Annotated in this window: 16 protein-coding genes; 11 read left to right on the plus strand and 5 right to left on the minus strand. The window is 55.3% G+C overall.

The genetic code is table 11. The annotated features are described in order from the left end of the window. Positions 1 to 14: 14 nt before the first annotated feature. From rpoZ to J5224_RS14185, 6 genes are all read left to right on the plus strand, one after another. The gene (gene rpoZ, locus J5224_RS14160) at positions 15 to 290 is read left to right on the plus strand and encodes a DNA-directed RNA polymerase subunit omega (RefSeq protein ID WP_195316190.1); all 276 of its coding nucleotides are present in this window, start codon (positions 15 to 17) and stop codon (positions 288 to 290) included. An 18-nt stretch (positions 291 to 308) separates the two neighbouring features. Beyond that, positions 309 to 2,411 carry a bifunctional GTP diphosphokinase/guanosine-3',5'-bis pyrophosphate 3'-pyrophosphohydrolase gene (gene spoT / locus J5224_RS14165; RefSeq protein ID WP_264625982.1) on the plus strand — a complete coding sequence of 701 codons (2,103 nt, stop codon included), beginning with the start codon at positions 309 to 311 and terminating at the stop codon, positions 2,409 to 2,411. Positions 2,412 to 2,484: 73 nt separating this feature from the next. After that, a complete protein-coding gene (gene trmH / locus J5224_RS14170) occupies positions 2,485 to 3,177 on the plus strand; it encodes a tRNA (guanosine(18)-2'-O)-methyltransferase TrmH (protein ID WP_264625983.1) in 693 nt (230 codons plus the stop codon). A gap of 11 nt (positions 3,178 to 3,188) precedes the next feature. Next, positions 3,189 to 5,273: an ATP-dependent DNA helicase RecG gene (recG, locus tag J5224_RS14175; protein ID WP_264625984.1), complete on the plus strand. Its 2,085-nt coding sequence runs from the start codon at positions 3,189 to 3,191 to the stop codon at positions 5,271 to 5,273. 213 nt (positions 5,274 to 5,486) lie between these two features. Next, positions 5,487 to 6,881 (plus strand): nucleobase:cation symporter-2 family protein, encoded by a 1,395-nt coding sequence (locus J5224_RS14180; protein WP_264625985.1) that lies wholly within the window; start codon positions 5,487 to 5,489, stop codon positions 6,879 to 6,881. Between the two features lie 161 nt (positions 6,882 to 7,042). Next, on the plus strand, positions 7,043 to 8,737 hold the full coding sequence (locus J5224_RS14185; protein ID WP_264625986.1) for an AsmA family protein: 1,695 nt from the start codon (positions 7,043 to 7,045) through the stop codon (positions 8,735 to 8,737). A gap of 11 nt (positions 8,738 to 8,748) precedes the next feature. Here J5224_RS14185 and fabY read toward each other — a convergent pair whose 3' ends face one another. The 4 genes from fabY to J5224_RS14205 all read right to left on the minus strand — a co-directional run bounded on the left by fabY (position 8,749) and on the right by J5224_RS14205 (position 12,005). Next, the gene (gene fabY / locus J5224_RS14190) at positions 8,749 to 9,690 is read right to left on the minus strand and encodes a fatty acid biosynthesis protein FabY (protein WP_264625987.1); all 942 of its coding nucleotides are present in this window, start codon (positions 9,688 to 9,690) and stop codon (positions 8,749 to 8,751) included. Between the two features lie 68 nt (positions 9,691 to 9,758). Continuing rightward, positions 9,759 to 10,196, minus strand: coding sequence for a D-aminoacyl-tRNA deacylase (dtd, locus tag J5224_RS14195; RefSeq protein WP_264625988.1), 438 nt, complete (start codon positions 10,194 to 10,196; stop codon positions 9,759 to 9,761). Positions 10,197 to 10,264: 68 nt separating this feature from the next. Further along, positions 10,265 to 10,903 carry a glucose-1-phosphatase gene (gene yihX, locus J5224_RS14200; RefSeq protein ID WP_264625989.1) on the minus strand — a complete coding sequence of 213 codons (639 nt, stop codon included), beginning with the start codon at positions 10,901 to 10,903 and terminating at the stop codon, positions 10,265 to 10,267. A gap of 190 nt (positions 10,904 to 11,093) precedes the next feature. Next, entirely contained in the window at positions 11,094 to 12,005 is a 912-nt protein-coding gene (locus J5224_RS14205) for a LysR family transcriptional regulator (protein ID WP_264625990.1), read from the minus strand. A 138-nt stretch (positions 12,006 to 12,143) separates the two neighbouring features. On the opposite strand from J5224_RS14205, the gene J5224_RS14210 reads away from it, so the two are divergent. Next, on the plus strand, positions 12,144 to 13,676 hold the full coding sequence (locus J5224_RS14210) for an MFS transporter (RefSeq protein WP_264625991.1): 1,533 nt from the start codon (positions 12,144 to 12,146) through the stop codon (positions 13,674 to 13,676). A 118-nt stretch (positions 13,677 to 13,794) separates the two neighbouring features. On the opposite strand, the gene typA is transcribed toward J5224_RS14210, so the two are convergent. Next, positions 13,795 to 15,618 carry a ribosome-dependent GTPase TypA gene (typA, locus tag J5224_RS14215; protein ID WP_264625992.1) on the minus strand — a complete coding sequence of 608 codons (1,824 nt, stop codon included), beginning with the start codon at positions 15,616 to 15,618 and terminating at the stop codon, positions 13,795 to 13,797. Between the two features lie 371 nt (positions 15,619 to 15,989). On the opposite strand from typA, the gene glnA reads away from it, so the two are divergent. The 4 genes from glnA to glnG are packed head-to-tail and all read left to right on the plus strand — an operon-like array spanning position 15,990 to position 20,108. Then, positions 15,990 to 17,399 (plus strand): glutamate--ammonia ligase, encoded by a 1,410-nt coding sequence (gene glnA / locus J5224_RS14220; protein WP_264625993.1) that lies wholly within the window; start codon positions 15,990 to 15,992, stop codon positions 17,397 to 17,399. A gap of 17 nt (positions 17,400 to 17,416) precedes the next feature. Continuing rightward, complete coding sequence (locus J5224_RS14225; protein ID WP_264625994.1) at positions 17,417 to 17,587, plus strand: hypothetical protein; 171 nt, start codon at positions 17,417 to 17,419, stop codon at positions 17,585 to 17,587. Between the two features lie 50 nt (positions 17,588 to 17,637). Beyond that, complete coding sequence (glnL, locus tag J5224_RS14230; protein WP_222158693.1) at positions 17,638 to 18,687, plus strand: nitrogen regulation protein NR(II); 1,050 nt, start codon at positions 17,638 to 17,640, stop codon at positions 18,685 to 18,687. Positions 18,688 to 18,695: 8 nt separating this feature from the next. After that, entirely contained in the window at positions 18,696 to 20,108 is a 1,413-nt protein-coding gene (glnG, locus tag J5224_RS14235) for a nitrogen regulation protein NR(I) (protein WP_264625995.1), read from the plus strand. Positions 20,109 to 20,252: the final 144 nt, after the last annotated feature.

A 20,252-nucleotide genomic window follows, 5' to 3' on the forward strand; every position in this document is an offset into this window, starting at 1 on the left:
TGGAGTAGCACATTATGGCACGCGTAACTGTTCAAGACGCTGTTGAGAAAATTGGTAACCGTTTTGACCTGGTGTTGGTCGCTGCTCGCCGCGCCCGCCAGATGCAAGCAGGCGGAAAAGATCCGCTGGTCCCTGAAGAGAACGACAAATACACCGTGATCGCGCTGCGCGAAATCGAAGAAGGCCTGATCAACAACCAGATTCTGGATGTGCGTGAGCGTCAGGAACAGCAAGAGCAAGAAGCCGCAGAGATCCAGGCGGTCACCGCAATTGCTGAAGGTCGTCGTTAATCTCGCTACGGGTCGCCCTTGTATATCTTCGAAAGCCTCAAGCTGCTGATACAGCGCTATCTGCCGGAAGACCAGATCAAGCGCCTTCAGCAGGCTTATATTGTTGCACGTGATGCTCACGAGGGGCAGACTCGCTCCAGCGGTGAACCTTACATCACCCACCCCGTCGCCGTTGCCGGTATTTTGGCGGAGATGCGTCTTGACTATGAGACGCTGATGGCCGCGCTGTTGCATGACACTATCGAAGATACACCCACCACCTACCAAGATATTGAACAACAATTCGGCAAGAGCGTCGCCGAACTGGTAGATGGCGTCTCGAAGCTGGACAAGCTGAAATTCCGCGATAAGAAAGAAGCGCAGGCCGAGAACTTCCGCAAGATGATTATGGCGATGGTGCAGGACATCCGCGTCATTCTCATCAAACTGGCTGACCGCACGCACAACATGCGCACGCTGGGCTCGCTGCGTCCTGATAAACGTCGCCGCATTGCGCGTGAAACGTTGGAAATTTACAGCCCGCTGGCGCACCGTTTGGGTATTCATCATCTGAAAACCGAGTTGGAAGAGCTGGGTTTTGAGGCGTTATATCCAAACCGTTATCGGGTGATCAAAGAAGTGGTCAAAGCCGCACGCGGCAACCGCAAGGAAATGATCCAAAAAATCCTTTCCGAAATCGAAGGACGGTTGACCGAAGCAGGCATTCCCTGTCGCGTCAGCGGACGCGAAAAGCACCTCTATTCCATCTACTGCAAGATGCACCTGAAAGAACAGCGTTTCCATTCCATCATGGATATCTACGCGTTTCGGGTGATCGTCAAAGAGCTGGATACCTGCTATCGCGTGCTCGGACAGGCGCACAGCTTGTACAAACCGAGACCCGGCCGCGTCAAAGATTACATCGCCATTCCGAAAGCGAACGGTTACCAATCACTGCATACCTCGTTGATTGGGCCGCACGGTGTACCGGTCGAGGTACAGATCCGCACCGAAGACATGGACCAGATGGCCGAAATGGGTGTAGCAGCGCATTGGGCTTACAAAGAAGGTGAAAGCAGCACCACGGCGCAGGTTCGCGCTCAGCGTTGGATGCAGAGTCTGCTGGAACTGCAACAAAGTGCGGGCAGCTCGTTCGAGTTTATCGAGAGCGTCAAATCCGATCTGTTCCCCGATGAAATGTACGTGTTCACCCCGGAAGGGCGCATCATCGAGTTACCGGCTGGCGCGACACCGGTCGATTTTGCCTACGCGGTACATACGGATATCGGCCACGCCTGCGTCGGCGCGCGCGTGGACAGACAGCCTTATCCGCTCTCCCAATCGCTTAACAGTGGGCAGACGGTCGAGATCATTACCGCCCCCGGCGCACGCCCCAATGCGGCATGGTTAAACTTTGTCGTCAGTTCGCGCGCTCGCGCCAAGATTCGCCAAATGCTGAAGAACCTCAAGCGTGATGATTCGGTGAGCCTGGGACGTCGATTATTGAACCACGCGTTGGGTAATGGCCGAAAACTCAGCGATATTCCGCAAACCAGCATCCAGCTTGAGCTGGATCGCATGAAACTCACCTCGCTTGACGATCTGCTGGCAGAGATTGGCCTCGGTAACGCCATGAGCATCGTGGTGGCGAAAAACCTGTTGGATGAGCAGCCGTTACAGCAAGAGCACACCGGTTTGCGCAAGCTGCCAATCAAAGGCGCAGACGGCGTATTGATCACGTTCGCCAAATGCTGCCGCCCGATCCCCGGTGACCCTATCGTGGCACACGTCAGCCCCGGTAAAGGTTTGGTGGTCCACCATGAATCTTGTCGAAATATTCGCGGCTACCAGAAAGAGCCAGAAAAATTCATGGCGGTCGAGTGGGATAAGGTTACCGAACAAGAGTTTATCGCTGAGATTAAAGTCGACATGTTCAACCATCAGGGGGCATTGGCCAACCTGACCGCAGCGATTAATGCCGCCAACTCCAATATTCAGAGCATCAATACGGAAGAGCGGGATGGCCGCGTGTATAGCGCGTTTATCCGTTTGACCACGCGCGATCGGGTACATCTGGCTAACGTCATGCGTAAAATCCGCGTGATGCCGGATGTTATCAAAGTGACCCGTAATCGCAACTGATCGCCACCGTACCCTGATAGCCCTGACGATCCCGGTCCCACACATGGCACCGGGATAACGCAAGAGACATCTTATGACACCAGAACGCTACGCCCGCATCCAAGAGATGCTGACCAGCCGTCAACCCGATTTGACGGTGTGTATGGAGCAGGTGCACAAACCCCACAACATTTCCGCTGTGATTCGAACCGCCGATGCCGTTGGCGTGCACGAAGTCCATGCCGTTTGGCCTACCAGCCGTATGCGTACATTGGTGTCATCAGCGGCAGGCAGCAACAGTTGGGTACAGGTCAAAACGCACCGCACCATTGCCGATGCCGTGTCGCAGTTAAAAACACAAGGCATGCAGATTCTTGCGACCAACCTGTCTGCCAAGGCGGTCGATTTCCGTGAGGTCGATTACACGCGACCGACCTGCATTCTGCTCGGTCAGGAAAAAACCGGCATCACGCAGGAAGCGCTCGCGCTGGCCGATCAGGACATCATCATTCCGATGATCGGTATGGTGCAATCCCTGAACGTGTCAGTCGCTTCGGCTCTGATCCTTTACGAAGCCCAGCGCCAACGTCAAAATGCGGGTATGTACCAACGAGAAGTGGGCATGCTTGATGACGATGAGCAACAGCGCTTGCTGTTCGAAGGGGGTTATCCGGTGCTGGCACGCGTAGCGACACGGAAAAAACTCCCGCGCCCGCAGATAGACAATCAGGGCCAGATCATTGCCGACGCCGAGTGGTGGGCGGCCATGCAATCCGCCGCCAAATAGCGAGAGCGCCAATGAAAAGCCACCTGCTGAATAACCAACCGTTGAACACCCTCACGGGGGTCGGTGCCAGTCAGGCGGCTAAACTCGCGCGCCTCGGGTTGGAAACCGTGCAGGACGTGCTGCTGCACCTGCCGCTGCGTTATGAAGATCGCACCCACCTCTACGCTATTGGCGACCTGCTGCCCGGCATCTATGCCACGGTGGAGGGTGAGGTGCTGCGCAACGACATCGTCTTTGGCCGCAAACGCATGCTGACCTGCCAGATCAGCGATGGCAGTGGCGTGCTGACGATGCGCTTTTTCAACTTCAATGCCGCAATGAAAAACAGCCTGGCACCGGGCCAGCATGTTATCGCCTACGGTGAAATCAAACGTGGCAAGAACGGGGCAGAGATTATCCACCCAGAATACCGCGTGCAGGGTGACACACAGCAACCGGTGGAATTACAGGCCTCCCTGACACCGGTGTACCCCACCACGGAAGGCGTTCGTCAGGCCACTCTGCGCAAATTGACCGATCAGGCACTGGAACGTCTGGACGCACAGCCGATAGAAGAGCTGCTGCCGCAAGAGCTAAGCCGCGGCATGATTGGGCTGCCTGAAGCGTTACATACTCTGCATCGCCCCCCGGCGGGCACGCAACTGAGTGAGCTTGAGCACGGCAAACACCCGGCTCAAGTGCGTTTAATCATGGAAGAGCTGCTGGCCCATCACTTGAGCATGCTGGCGGTACGCGCTGGTGCACAGCGCCATCGCGCCCTTTCTCTGCACGCACAGGATGAATTAAAAACGCGGTTGTTGACCGCCCTCCCGTTTGCGCTGACTCAGGCGCAAACCCGCGTAGTTCATGAAATTGAAGCCGACCTGGAGAAGCCGTTCCCCATGATGCGCCTGGTACAAGGGGATGTCGGTTCAGGAAAAACGCTGGTGGCAGCCATGGCGGCATTACGCGCCATCGCTAACGGCAAACAGGTAGCATTAATGGCCCCCACAGAGCTGCTCGCGGAACAACACGCCATCAATTTTCGTCATTGGTTTGAACCCCTTGGCATTGAGGTCGGCTGGTTGGCCGGCAAGCAAAAGGGCAAGGCACGTATTGCGCAACAAGAGGCCATCGCCAATGGTCAGGTCAGCATGATCGTGGGCACGCATGCCATTTTTCAACAGCAGGTGCAATTTAGTGGGCTAGCGCTGGTGATTATCGATGAACAACACCGTTTCGGTGTGCATCAACGGTTAGCATTGTGGGAAAAAGGGGTGGAACAGGGCTTTCACCCTCACCAGTTGATCATGACAGCAACACCCATCCCGCGCACGCTGGCAATGACCGCCTATGCCGATCTGGATACGTCGGTCATCGATGAACTGCCGCCGGGCAGAACGCCGGTAACAACGGTCGCCATCCCCGATTCTCGCCGTGAGGATATTATCACCCGCGTCGATCGCGCCTGCCGGGAAGAAGGGCGACAAGCCTACTGGGTTTGTACGCTGATTGAAGAGTCCGACCTGCTGGAAGCACAAGCCGCTGAGGCCACCTGCGAAGGGCTGAAGGCCGCGCTGCCAGACCTGCGCATTGGATTGGTGCACGGTCGGATGAAAGCGCAAGAAAAACAGGCGGTAATGCAGGCGTTCAAACAGGGCGAACTGCAACTGCTGGTGGCAACCACGGTTATTGAAGTGGGGGTAGATGTGCCCAACGCCAGCCTGATGATCGTCGAAAACCCAGAGCGGCTAGGCTTGGCACAACTGCACCAGTTGCGCGGTCGCGTCGGACGCGGTGCCATCGCCTCTCACTGCGTGTTGCTCTATAAAACGCCGCTGAGTAAAACCGCACAGCAGCGCTTACAGGTAATGCGCGACAGCAACGACGGTTTCGTTATTGCACAACGGGATTTAGAGATTCGCGGTCCCGGCGAACTGCTGGGTACGCGACAAACCGGCAGCGCCGAATTTAAAGTGGCGGATTTACTGCGCGACCAGGCGCTTATCCCCGAAGTGCAGCGCGTAGCACGCCATCTTCATGCCCACTATCCCGAACATGCCAAAGCGCTGATTGAACGTTGGTTACCGGAGCGGGTGCGCTATACCAATGCCTAGTGCTCCTGTGCAAAAGGCATGCGAAGCATCACATAGCCCGTCAGTACGGTAAAAAAATCGACGCTTTTTCACACCTTGATAACGAGGCATTTAAAAAATCCCCACCGTCATCAGACATGACACAAGATTGTTTTGTAATCGCCCCGCAAACGATTGCTTTTGCAAAACAGATCATTAAAATGCCCTCTTTGCCGTTTCAGGACGCTCTTGACTATGACTACCACCACCACGGAACTGCCCAAAACGGAGACGCCCGCTGCTGCGCCCCGTAACAGTGAATTGATTTATCGTCTGGAAGACAGACCGCCGTTAGCGCAAACCTTGTTTGCCGCCAGTCAGCATCTTCTTGCCATGTTTGTGGCGGTGATTACCCCCGCTCTGCTGATCTGCCAGGCACTCGGTTTGCCCGCGCAGGATACCCAGCACATTATCAGCATGTCGCTGTTCGCTTCCGGCCTGGCGTCCATTCTGCAAATCAAAACCTGGGGTCCGGTAGGATCGGGGTTGCTGTCTATTCAGGGCACCAGCTTTAACTTTGTTACCCCGTTAATCATGGGTGGTCTGGCGTTGAAAAATGGCGGTGCCGATGTGCCCACCATGATGGCGGCACTGTTCGGCACCCTGATGGTGGCATCGTTTACTGAAATCATTCTCTCCCGCTTCCTGCATCTGGCGCGCCGCATCATTACGCCGCTGGTCTCCGGCGTGGTTGTGATGATTATCGGCTTGTCGCTGATTCAGGTGGGATTAACATCGATCGGTGGCGGTTTCGCTGCCATGAACGATCACACCTTCGGCGCCCCTAAAAATCTGGCACTGGCCGCTATCGTACTGCTGGTCATCATCCTGCTGAACCGCCAACGCAACCCCTATCTGCGCGTCGCCTCTCTGGTGATTGCCATGGCAGTCGGGTATTTTGCCGCCTGGGCGATGGGGATGCTGCCGCAAGATACGTCAGCCACGCACACCTCCGCGATCATGATCCCGACACCGCTCTACTACGGTCTCGGCTTCGACTGGAACTTATTGATTCCGCTGATGCTGGTGTTTATGGTGACCTCACTGGAAACCATCGGTGATATCACCGCCACCTCCGACGTTTCCGAGCAGCCGGTTAGCGGTCCGCTTTACATGAAGCGCCTGAAAGGCGGCGTGTTGGCTAACGGCATGAACTCCTGCCTGTCCGCCATCTTCAACACCTTCCCTAACTCCTGCTTTGGTCAGAACAACGGCGTGATTCAGTTGACCGGCGTCGCCAGCCGCTACGTGGGTTTTGTGGTCGCACTGATGCTGATCGTACTGGGCCTGTTCCCGGCCGTCAGCGGCTTTGTGCAGCACATTCCTGAACCGGTACTGGGCGGCGCGACCATCGTGATGTTCGGCACCATTGCGGCCTCTGGCGTGCGCATTGTCTCGCGCGAGCCGCTTAACCGCCGCGCCATCATGATCATTGCACTGTCGCTGGCTGTCGGCCTCGGTGTATCACAGCAGCCGCTGATTCTGCAATTCGCACCGGATTGGCTGAAAACCCTGCTTTCCTCCGGTATTGCCGCGGGGGGGATTACCGCGATTGTTCTGAATCTTGTCTTCCCGCACGAAGAAAAATAAAACCAGGCAGAGGCAATAGCGTCCAACTTGGGTATGATAAAACGGCCAGTGTGGAAACACTGGCCGTTTTTTATTGTCTGTAACCACGGTTAAGTCTTGAGACGCAGAAAGAATTGCGGCATAACACAAGTACTCACGATGACAAGGCATGGACTGATACGATGAAATTTCTCGGGAAACTACTGCTCACCTTGCTGTTGCTAGCCCTGTTGGCACTGGTCATCGTTTACGTTGTGTTGCAAACCCACTGGGCCACAAACCGCGTCACGTCTTGGGTAAATGACAATACCGACTACCAGCTAACGCTGGGAAAAATCGAGCATAATTGGTCAGAGGCTGACCATATCGTGTTTAGCGATGTCACCTTTGGCACCAAAGGACAACCGTTGACCCTGGCGGCGCGTAAAATGTCCTTTGGCTTAAGCGCACGTCAACTGACAGAACCGAGCCACTTTGCCAGCCTGGAACTGGAAGGCGGTACCTTGAATCTGCTGCCTGGCAGTAGCATTGCCGTTCCGTTTATGGCCGATGTGCTGCAATTGCGCACCATGGCGCTGCAATCACAAGACGGTGATTGGTCGCTAAACGGGCAGCAAATTAACGGTGGTATCACCCCCTGGCAGCCAGAGCAGGGACACCTGCTCGGCACGCAGGGTAATTTTCAACTCAGCGCACGCTCGCTGCGCCTCAATGATGTTCCCGCCAGCCAGGTGCTGATTCAGGGGGAAATCAACAACAACCAGCTCACGTTAACCAATTTTGGTGCAGACGTTGCGGGCGGTCAGTTAACCGGTAATGCCCGCCGCGCGGAAGATGGCAGTTGGCAGGTGGATAGCCTGCGCCTAAGCAATGTGCGTTTACAAACCACAAAATCGCTGGAGGATTTCTGGCAGCCGGTGGCCGAGTTGCCTTCGGTGGCAGTTTCCCGCTTTGATATGGTAGATGCCCGCATTGAAGGGCCCGGCTGGGCGTTTAGCGATCTCGACGTCACGCTGCAAAATATCACCTTCCGCCAGCACAGCTGGGAAAGCGACGACGGCACGCTGTCGTTTAATGCCAGCGACATCGTCAATGGAAGCATGCACCTGATTGATCCTATTGTTAACCTCGCCGTTTCGCCGCAAGGGGTAGCCATCAAACAGTTCACGACCCGCTGGGAAGGCGGTTTGATGCGCACCGATGGCATGTGGACCCGCAATAACCAGCGGCTGACCTTGAATGAAGTCGTGGTCGCAGGGATGGAGTATACCCTGCCCACAGACTGGCGTGAGCGCTGGCAGAAGACATTACCAGCGTGGTTGAGCGACGTTGAGGTGAAGAAGTTCCGCGCTAACCGCAACCTGCTTATCGATATCAACCCGGATTTCCCGTTCCAACTCACCGCGCTGGATGGCTACGGCAATAATCTGTTGCTGGCGCGTCAGCACCAGTGGGGCGTCTGGCAGGGCACATTGAACCTTAACGCCAGCGATGCCACCTTCAACAAACTCGATGTGCGCCGTCCTTCTCTCGCACTAAACGCGGGCGATGCGCAAATAGCCATTACCGAACTGAGCGCGTTTACGCAACGTGGTCTGCTCGAAGCGCAAGCCACTGTCGAGCAGCAACCTGGTCGCGCATTCACGCTGTCATTAAACGGACGTTCGGTGCCGATGGATACCCTGACACACTGGGGCTGGCAAGCCTCTGAGCCCCTGCCCAGCGCCGACAGCAATCTGCAACTGCGTTTAACGGGTAATCTGGCCGCCAACGCGCCGCTGAAACCGACGCTGAACGGCCTGTTACAGGGGACCACCAGCGATGGCACCAGCATAAAGCAGCAGATTCAGCACGGTGAAGTGAGCAGCGCGCACTAATGACCGTATCGCTACCCCGCTTCCGAGCCGCCTTTTTCCAAGGGATCGGCAGGCTGCGCGGGTAGCACGATATACACCCCTTCGAACACCGCACCGGATTTATCATCGCCAAACAGTTCCACGTTCAGTTGCACGCGCGCTTTAAGCCCGCGCGCCAGACGCGTGAGGTTACCGCTCAACGAGCCAAGATCGGCCACCGCGCTGGGGCGGCCGGTAATCGGCGAGCTGTAACGAATATGCGCATCGGCCAGAATAATGGTGCCTCCCAGATGCCGTTCGCGCAGCAGTAACCAAATCAGCCCCCATCCGGTCAGCGTCGCCAATGAAAACAGGCTACCGGCAAACAACGTATGGTGCGGATTCTGATTACCCGCTTCCGGCATGGTGGTGCTGAATTTTTTCCCGGTATATTGGTTGATTCGCACGCCCATTTTTTCGCTGAGCGGAATATGGGCGTACCAGGCTTGCTGCAACTGTGCGCACCAGTCAGGGCGATGCAGGATATCGTCCAGTGAAGCAATGGGTTTGGTCATCAGATAATGGCGCACGGGCGTCGTTTGCGGTGCGCTAATCTCCCCTTGCAGGGAAAAACCCAGCTTGGTAAAGAACTCGACGGCATCCTCACGCGCGCTGCACACCACACGCTTGACACCTTCCTGACGTGCGACGGATTCCAATGACATCGCCACCAGCGTGCCCAACCCCTTGCACCGTACGTTAGGGTGCACCGCCATAAAACGAATAGCGGCCTCGTTATCGGCATTAATGGAGAGACGGCCAATCGCGACCAATCGCCCTTGCTCATCCACCACGGTCTGATGGTGCGCGAGCGCGTCATAGGCATCCCGTTCCGACCCTAATGGCTGGTGTAATGGCTTACGCAGCATCTCCCAGCGGAATTGGTAGTAGGCATCCATCTCTTCAGCGGTTTCAGGCACTCTAAGGTGATACATTGCCTCCTCCTTCCGATTGGCGGTGTTGCGCATCGGTGACAACGGGCGCGCAGACGCGCACGGTATCGTCACACCTGAAGCCAGAACGTGACTGGCCCATCGTTAACCAAGTCAACCTGCATATCTGCCGCGAAGCGGCCAGTCTGCGTGTGGGTGCCCCGCTCACGGCACTGGGCGGCAAAATACTGATACAGCCTGTCCGCCTCGGCAGGTTCCGCACCGCGGGAAAAGCTGGGCCGCATGCCTTTTTGCGTATCCGCCGCCAGCGTGAATTGCGATACCACCAACACACTGCCCCCGGTTTGCTGTACGTTAAGGTTCATCTTGCCCTGCTCATCGCTGAAAATGCGATAGCCGAGCACGCGCTCACACAGGCGCGTGGCCTTACGTTCATCATCCCCTTGCTCGACGCCTAACAGTACCAGCAATCCACCTGCAATTTCCCCAACAATGGCATTGTCCACCGTCACACTGGCGCGGGTCACACGCTGAATTAACGCAATCATAAACGACAACTACTCCTGGACCGCTGTTCTTTTAATCGATTTATTATCAAAAATGCCAACCGTTTTTATCACAGCTTGCCCGCGTTAGCGACGGTATTGTGTACAGGGGAAAGGGGATGTTCGGCAAAGAATTGCGGCACCGTATCGCGATCGGTCACCAAAACACTGTGGATCCCCAACGCCTGTGCGGCGGCAATATTCTGTTCGTTATCATCGAAGAAGACCGTTTGCGCCGGGGTTGCCTGCTCTTGCGTCAGCACATACTGATAAATTCTCTTCTCCGGTTTGCGCATCCCAATATCCTGTGACAAATAGAGATGATCGGCGGCCTCGGCCACTTCTGGAAACAGGGCGGGCCAATGCGCGCAGTGTAGGCGATTGGTGTTAGACAAGATAACGGCGCGATGCCCTTGCTGGCGCAGTTGCTGCATCACATCCAGAACCTCAGGGCGCAGCGCAACAAAAATGGCCTGCCAGCCCGCCGTAAACTGCTCATAGCTCAGCAGCATGCCCATTTCCTGGCTCAGTCGGGCACCAAATTCCTCATCGCTGATCTCACCGCGCTCATGCAGTTCAAAGGCTTCATCCATGGTAAAGCGCTCTTTCAGCGTAGCGAGTGGCACACCGCTCAGCTTACTCCACACGCCCAACACGCGGTTGAAATCGATATCAATGACAACGTTACCCAAATCAAAGATATAAAGCATTTCGCCCTCCAGACGTCATGGTTGTTTTTTCACTGTAGCGGGAAAACTGGTGGCTGAATAGGGAGGAACATAACTAAAACGTATACGAAATACTCACGGCGAGCAGTAAGGGGATAGCAATGACCAACCAAAAACGACAACCCTGCATAGCGCTATCGAGCAGGCCTGAGGAGGCCCGTTAGCCAGTAATTTACTGATGCAGCCATGGCCGCGTAGCCAGCGCCTGTGCAATCCAACTGCCGAACGCCCGCGTTTTAGCGGGAACCAGTCGCGCGGAGGGATGCACCAAATAGATAGTCTCGTCGTTTTCCACGGGATAGTCGGGTAGCACAGGCACCAATCGACCGCTGCACAGTTCCGGTCCCGCTAACCAGTCGGATACCATTGCGATGCCTAAACCAGAGACAGCAGCCTGTACAAGGCTACTTGCGTCATCCGTAACCAACGGCCCGGCTATCCGCACCGTCGTTATTTTATCGCCATCACGCAGCGTCCAAAGGGGATGCGAGGCCAGACGAGAGAACCCCAGACAGGCGTGTTGACCAAGATCAGCTGGCCGAGCAGGCACTCCGTACTGATGCAAATAGGCGGGTGATGCACAGAGCATACGCCGCGAGGGTGCCAACTTGCGAGCCACCAAGCGGCTATCAGCCAAGGTTCCGATACGAACAGCCACATCAAAGGACTCCGCGACCAGGTCGACATAGCGGTCTTCCAACGCGGTTTCCACGAAAAGATCGGGATAGGTGGCCAGGAACGCCGGAAGAATAGGAGCAATCCACATCCGACCAAAGGAGGCGGGCAAAGCGATGCGCAGCGTGCCACGCACACCGACCGCAGCCGCAGCCGTGTCCTGTTCGATATCCTGCAAAGTGTGTAACGCGCTGCGCATGCGTTGGTAAAAGGCCTCACCGGCCTCCGTCAATGCTAATCGCCGCGTGGTGCGTTCCATAAGACGCACGCCCAGGCGCTTTTCCAGAGCGGTAACGCGCCGCGAGAGGATGGAGCCATCTCTCTCCAACGCCTGACCAGCAGCCGTGAAACCGCCATGCTCGACGGCAGCAATAAAGGCCGTAATCTGCTCAAACTCCGTGCCGTTCATATATGCATTATTTGCAGAGGTGATTTTCAATTTCATCATATTATCAAATAAAAGCGAATTAATTAAGCTGTGAGAAAATCATCACATCCCCAGTCAAATGCACGCACTGCACTGACTGAATGGCACATTGGAACTGGAATGAGCAAAACACAAATACCGGTAGCAACCGGTGACCGATACAAGGTACTGGCGGCGATCTGCGCCTGCGTAACGATCATCCCGCTGGTATTCACTGGTCCGGCGATTTCAATACCCGCGGTTGGCCGGGACTTGGGGGGTGATCAATCTAGCTTGAGTTGGATCGTGAATGCCTACGCCATCGCATTTGGCAGTTGCGTGATGGCGGCGGGTGCCATCGGCGACCAAATCGGCCGCAAACGTTGCTTCATGGCAGGGCTTTGGATATTCATCACTATGTCGCTGTTGATCGGCTTAACCCCAAATCTGCTACTGCTCAATCTGATGCGCGCCGCCGAAGGCGTTGGTGGGGCCTTGGTACTAACCTCAGCCACCTCGCTGCTGGCGCAGGAGTTTGAGGGAGCGGAGCGCACACGGGCTTTCAGCTTCCTCGGGACAACGTTCGGTGTTGGTCTTGCATTCGGACCAATGGCTTCAGGGTTTATGATTGAATGGTTGGGTTGGCGCTCACTGTATTTTGCTATCGCACTGATCGCAGCCTTAATTCTGATGCTGGGGACGCGGCGAATCAGGGAGTCTCGTGACCCAGAGGCAAAAGGCATTGATTGGCCAGGCACCGTGCTGTTCACTGCGGCGTTGGTGTCACTGACGTTCAGCATCGCGCGCGGCCCCCAAGACGGTTGGGCGAGCCTGCGCGTACTATCACTGCTGGGTAGCACCCTTTTCCTGCTAGGCGCGTTTATTGTCGTGGAATGTCGGCGCCAATATCCTATGCTGGATATCCGCCTGTTCCGCTACCCGCGCTTCATCGGCGTCCAGCTGTTGCCCGTGGCAACCGGTTTCAGTTTTATCGCGTTGATCGTCTACGTGCCTATTTGGTTCATTATCGTGCAAGGGCTCGATGCCTTTACAGCAGGCCTGGCTATCGTGCCGCTAACAGCGCCGATGCTGGTAGTGCCGCTGCTGGCTGGGCGGCTAGCCCAGTACGTTTCACCCGGTTTGCTATCGGGCATTGGCTTTCTTATCTCCGCGCTCGGTACCTGGCTGTTAGCACACCTGTCTGCGGACAAGGATTTATGGTCAATGGCGCTCCCCATGCTGCTGGTCGGCATCGGCAACGGCCTGCCCTGGGGCTTGATGGATGCCTTGTCGGTCAGCGTTGTTCCCAAGGCCCGCGCAGGAATGGCCGCCGGTATCTTTACCACCATGCGCGTGGCCGGAGAGGCCATCGCCATTACCGCCATCGGAGCTATGTTGGTGAGTTTGACTGCAACAAATTTGCAGGCAGCGGCCGAGGTCAATGCGCTTACATTACCGAAGGATGCCACCGCGATTGCAAGCCAAATGGGAGCTAGTGCTGGACACGGTACTTTTTCCAATGCGGACAGCATCAGGGACGGAATCATTATCGAGTTGGCAAATAATGCCTACACCTCGGCTTTCCACAGCATCTTTGTCATATTGGCTGTGCTCTCGGTACTCACCGCCGTGGTATGCCTCGCGACGTTACGTGAACCAGACTCGACATCTTGAGACTTAATAAGCACATCATCAGGATCAACGCGGGGAAAGCAGAAAGGAAATCAACGCGGAGTGGAAAAAGGCAGGGCGCCTGAAAGCGCCCTGGAACGGTTTTGTAAAGAGCGGCGGATTAGCCCTCTTTCGGCCCGCGGTTGGCGCGACGGCGATCGTTTTCAGTCAGGTGACGTTTACGCAGACGAATAGACTGCGGAGTCACTTCAACCAATTCATCGTCATCGATAAATTCCAACGCTTGCTCCAGCGACATTTTCACCGCTGGCACCAGCACGGTCGCTTCATCCGTACCGGAAGCACGCATGTTGGTCAGTTTTTTACCGGTCAGGCAGTTAACTGTCAGGTCATTGGAGCGAGTGTGAATACCGATAACTTGGCCTTCATACACCTCTGCACCGTGACCCAGGAACAATTTACCGCGTTCCTGCAAGCTGAACAGCGCATACGCTACTGCTTTACCTTGGCCATTGGAGATCAACACGCCGTTCTGGCGCTGGCCGATATCGCCCGGACGAATATCGTCGTAATGGCTAAAGGTGGAGTACAGCAAGCCAGTACCGGAGGTCATGGTCATAAAGTCGGTACGGAAGCCAATCAAACCACGGCTCGGAATGATGTAATCCAGACGTACACGGCCTTTACCATCTGGGTTCATGTCACGCATTTCGCCTTTACGCAGGCCCAGCGCTTCCATGACGGAACCCTGATGCTGATCTTCGATATCCACGGTAACTTGTTCGAACGGTTCCTGACGGCGGCCATCGATGTCACGGAAGATAACTTTCGGACGAGAAACCGCCAGTTCAAAACCTTCACGACGCATGTTTTCGATCAGCACCGACAGGTGCAGTTCGCCACGACCAGACACACGGAAGGTATCCGGGTCTTCGGTTTCTTCGACGCGCAGCGCAACGTTGTGTACCAGCTCTTTCTTCAGACGATCCAGAATCTGACGAGAAGTCACGAACTTGCCTTCTTTACCACAGAACGGCGAGGTGTTAACCCCGAAAGACATGGTAACGGTCGGCTCATCCACCGACAGCGGCGGCAGGGCTTCGACGTTAGCGGTATCACAGATGGTATCGGAGATGTTCAGTTCACCCAGACCGGTGATAGCGATGATATCGCCCGCTTCCGCCTCGCTCGATTCGATACGTTGCAAACCCAAATGGCCCAACACCTGACCCACTTTACCGTTACGGCGTTTACCTTCCGCATCGATAATCGTCACTTGCTGGTTCGGTTTAACGCGACCGCGTTTGATACGGCCAATACCGATAACACCCACGTAGCTGTTGTAGTCCAGCTGGGAGATTTGCATTTGCAGCGGACCGTCGAGATCGACGTTCGGCGCTTCAACGTGCTTCACGATGGCTTCGAACAGCGGAGTCATGTCTTCTGACATGTCTTCGTGATCAAGACCAGATGTCCCCATTAACGCCGACGCGTAAACGATAGGGAAGTCCAGCTGTTCATCGGTTGCACCCAGGTTGACGAACAGGTCGAACACCTGATCGACGACCCAGTCAGGGCGCGCGCCCGGACGGTCAACTTTGTTGATGACCACGATCGGTTTCAGGCCATAGGCGAAAGCTTTTTGGGTAACGAAACGGGTCTGGGGCATCGGGCCGTCCATTGCGTCTACCAGCAGCAGCACTGAATCGACCATGGACATTACACGCTCCACTTCACCACCGAAATCGGCGTGTCCTGGGGTGTCAACGATATTGATACGGTAATCTCTCCAGTTAATGGCGGTGTTCTTCGCCAGAATGGTGATACCGCGTTCTTTTTCCAGATCGTTGGAGTCCATAACGCGCTCGGTGGCGTCATTTCGTTCACCCAATGTTCCAGATTGTTGTAGCAGCTTGTCAACCAGGGTAGTTTTCCCATGGTCAACGTGCGCAATAATAGCAATGTTACGCAAATTCTCGATCACAGCTTTGCCTCAGGCATTTAGAAATAGCGCGCTATTGTACACGGATTAAGCGAGGGACCAAACAAGATCACACTCCTAAGCGATAAACAACCTAGGGGTGCTTGCTTTGTGATCCCTTTCACGGTGCAACGGCGCAGAGAAAGTAAACAAACGCACACAAACAGTGCACCATTTTGGTGATTATGAACCATAATAGTGCAACGAACGCTAATGGTGCAGGCACTGCCTTCAATGAAAGCCTGAAAACAACGCCTCCTAACCCTATGCGTAGAGTTGGCATGATTTTAGCTTAAACCCTATTACGGTAACAAACATCATTCCATAACGATATTCGTTCCACGACGATAAATGACAAATCGGGAGATCCAAGTATGTCCGCAGAACATGTTTTGACGATGCTGAACGAGCACGAAGTAAAATTCGTCGACTTACGCTTTACCGATACCAAGGGTAAAGAGCAGCACGTCACCATTCCAGCTCACCAGGTTAGCGCTGACTTCTTCGAAGAAGGCAAAATGTTCGACGGCTCCTCTATCGGTGGCTGGAAAGGTATCAACGAATCCGACATGGTGCTGATGCCTGACGCAAGCACCGCAGTACTGGACCCGTTCTATGAAGACACGACGCTGATCATTCGTTGTGACATTCTGGAACCGAACACCATGCAAGGTTACGATCGCGACCCGCGCTCCATCGCGAAACGCGCTGAAGAGTACCTGCGTTCCACCGGTATCGCTGATACCGTTCTGTTTGGGCCAGAACCTGAATTCTTCCTGTTTGACGACATTCGTTTCGGCAGCAGCATCTCCGGCTCTCACGTAGCTATCGATGACATCGAAGGCGCATGGAACTCCGGTACCAAATACGAAGGCGGCAACAAAGGCCACCGTCCGGCAGTGAAAGGCGGTTACTTCCCAGTTCCGCCGGTTGACTCCGCACAAGACATCCGTTCTCAGATGTGCCAGGTAATGGAACAAATGGGTCTGGTTGTTGAAGCTCACCACCACGAAGTGGCAACGGCAGGTCAGAACGAAGTGGCAACCCGCTTCAACACCATGACCAAAAAAGCGGACGAAATTCAGATCTACAAATACGTTGTTCACAACGTAGCGCACGCTTACGGCAAAACAGCCACCTTTATGCCGAAACCGATGTTCGGTGACAACGGCTCTGGCATGCACTGCCATATGTCCCTGTCCAAAGGCGGCACCAACAAATTCTCTGGCGACAAATACGCTGGCCTGTCTGAAGAAGCGCTGTTCTACATCGGCGGTGTCATCAAGCACGCTAAAGCGATCAACGCCCTGTCTAACCCGACCACCAACTCTTACAAGCGTTTGGTCCCGGGTTATGAAGCTCCGGTAATGTTGGCGTACTCCGCACGTAACCGTTCTGCTTCTATCCGTATCCCGTTCGTTTCCAGCCCGAAAGCAGCACGTATCGAAGTGCGCTTCCCGGACCCGGCGGCTAACCCGTACCTGTGCTTCGCTGCACTGCTGATGGCCGGTCTGGATGGTATCAAGAACAAGATCCACCCTGGCGATGCCATGGACAAAAACCTGTACGATCTGCCGCCGGAAGAAGCGAATGAAATCCCGCAGGTTGCAGGCTCTCTGGAAGAAGCACTGAACGCGCTGGACACTGACCGTGCATTCCTGACGGCGGGCGGCGTGTTCACTGACGACGCTATCGATGCTTACATCGGTCTGCGCCGTGAAGAGAACGATCGCGTTCGCATGACGCCGCACCCGGTTGAGTTCGAACTGTACTACAGCGTTTAATCAACGACTGCGTACCGATGATTTACCTCGGCGTGGTGGGCGTGCTGAACCCTGCCATGACCGAGCATCAACAGAATTATAAGAAGTTTGTTTTTGTTGCCGTGGAAACTTTTCAGCCCATCTTCGGATGGGCTTTTTTCACCATCGGCCTTATTTCTTTATCATCAATATTGGCCGTTGCGACGTAACATCCATCATCTACACTACAATGCACCGCGAGGGTGCAGGAGTCTGCGTTATGGCAACAGGCACGCTGCCCGATGCTGGGCAGATCCTCAATTCTTTGATCAATAGTATTTTATTGCTGGATAACGACCTGGCAATCCACTATTCCAATCCGGCTGCCCAGCAGTTGCTGGCGCAAAGTTCACGCAAATTGGCGGGAACACCGTTGCCGGATCTGCTCAGCTATTTTTCTCTAAATATTGAGCTGATGCGCGAAAGCCTCAACGCAGGTCAAGGATTTACGGATAACGAAGTGACTATCGTTGTCGATGGCAGAGCACACATCATGTCGCTCACCGCACAACGCATTCAACACAGTTTTATCCTGTTGGAGATGGCGCCGATGGACAACCAGCGCCGCCTCAGTCAGGAACAATTACAGCATTCCCAGCAGCAGGCAGCGCGTGATTTGGTGCGCGGCCTGGCGCATGAAATCAAGAATCCGCTCGGCGGATTGCGCGGCGCGGCACAGCTGCTGGCTAAAGCGCTGCCCGACCCCGCGCTCACGGAATACACCAAAGTGATCATTGAGCAGGCCGATCGCCTGCGCAATCTGGTGGACAGGCTATTAGGGCCACAGCAGCCGGGTTTACACGTAACGCAAAGTATTCATCAGGTCGTCGAGCGCGTCTGCAAGTTGGTTTCGTTAGAAAAACCCGACAACGTGACGCTGGTGAAAGATTACGATCCCAGCCTGCCTGAGCTGACCCACGATCCAGACCAGATTGAACAAGTGCTGCTGAACATTACCCGCAATGCGCTACAAGCGCTGGGTAAAGAAGGCGGCACCATTACGCTACGCACGCGCACCGCTTTTCAACTCACGCTGCACGGCGTGCGCTATCGCCTGGCAGCACGGATTGATATCGAAGACGATGGCCCTGGCGTCCCTGCACAGTTGCAAGACACGCTGTTTTACCCAATGGTAAGCGGCCGCGAAGGCGGCACTGGCCTGGGATTGTCGATCGCGCGCAGCCTGATCGATCAGCATTCGGGAAAAATTGAATTTAACAGTTGGCCAGGCCATACCGAATTCTCGGTTTACCTGCCCATTCGCCAGTGAGGTTCACGATGCAACGAGGGATAGTCTGGATTGTCGATGACGATAGCTCCATCCGTTGGGTGCTGGAGCGCGCGCTCACTGGGGCGGGGTTAACCTGTGCCACCTTTGATAACGGAAATCAGGCGCTGCATGCACTGGCAACCCAAACGCCGGATGTGCTGCTGTCCGATATTCGCATGCCGGGTATGGACGGCCTGGCACTGCTGCAACAGATCAAACAGCGTCATCCGATGCTGCCGGTGATTATTATGACCGCACACTCCGATCTGGATGCAGCGGTAAGCGCTTACCAACAGGGCGCATTTGATTATCTGCCAAAACCGTTCGATATCGATGAAGCCGTCGCCTTGGTTGAACGCGCGATCAGCCACTATCTGGAACAGCAGCAGCCGGTCAGAGCACAACCGCTCAATGGCCCCACCACCGATATCATTGGTGAAGCGCCGGCCATGCAGGATGTGTTTCGCATTATTGGCCGACTCTCCCGTTCATCCATCAGCGTGCTGATCAACGGAGAATCGGGAACCGGTAAAGAACTGGTGGCACATGCGCTGCACCGCCACAGTCCGCGCGCCAAAGCACCGTTTATCGCCTTGAATATGGCAGCCATCCCCAAGGATCTGATCGAGTCAGAGCTGTTTGGTCACGAAAAAGGGGCGTTTACCGGCGCGAACCAAATTCGCCAAGGACGCTTTGAACAGGCCGATGGCGGCACCTTGTTTCTGGATGAAATCGGCGATATGCCGCTCGATGTGCAAACGCGATTGTTACGCGTATTGGCCGATGGGCAGTTCTATCGCGTTGGTGGCTATGCTGCGGTGAAGGTGGACGTGCGCATCATCGCGGCAACCCACCAAAATCTGGAGTTGCGGGTTCAGGAAGGCAAATTTCGCGAAGACCTGTTTCACCGCCTTAATGTGATTCGCGTCCATCTGCCTCCCCTGCGGGAACGGCGCGAAGATATTCCACGGCTGGCACGTTACTTCTTGCAAGCAACCGCTAAAGAGCTGGGCGTGGAACCGAAAAATCTACACCCGGAAACAGAAACGGCGCTGACGCGCCTGCCCTGGCCGGGCAACGTGCGTCAGTTGGAGAACACCTGCCGCTGGCTGACGGTCATGGCCGCCGGGCAAGAGGTGCTGATTCAGGATTTACCGCCGGAGCTGTTTGAAACTACGGCCCCCGATGCCACGGTGCACATGCTGCCGGACAGCTGGGCTACCCTGCTGGCACAATGGGCCGATCGGGCGCTGCGTTCCGGTCATCAAAACCTGCTCTCCGAAGCGCAACCGGAGATGGAAAGAACGCTGCTCACGACGGCGTTACGCCATACGCAGGGTCATAAGCAAGAAGCGGCTCGCCTATTGGGATGGGGACGCAACACCCTGACGCGCAAGCTCAAAGAGTTGGGGATGGAATAGTCATAGCATACTGACGGCCATCAGCAGTCTGATGGCCGTACACCTGCTAACAAACCCGCTACCGTGTCGAGCGCGTGCGATGTACGGTGCAAATAACGGCGTGGGTTAACGCGCACGAAACATTCACGGTACCAATAAAAAGAC

The organism is Candidatus Symbiopectobacterium sp. NZEC135, assembly GCF_025962695.1.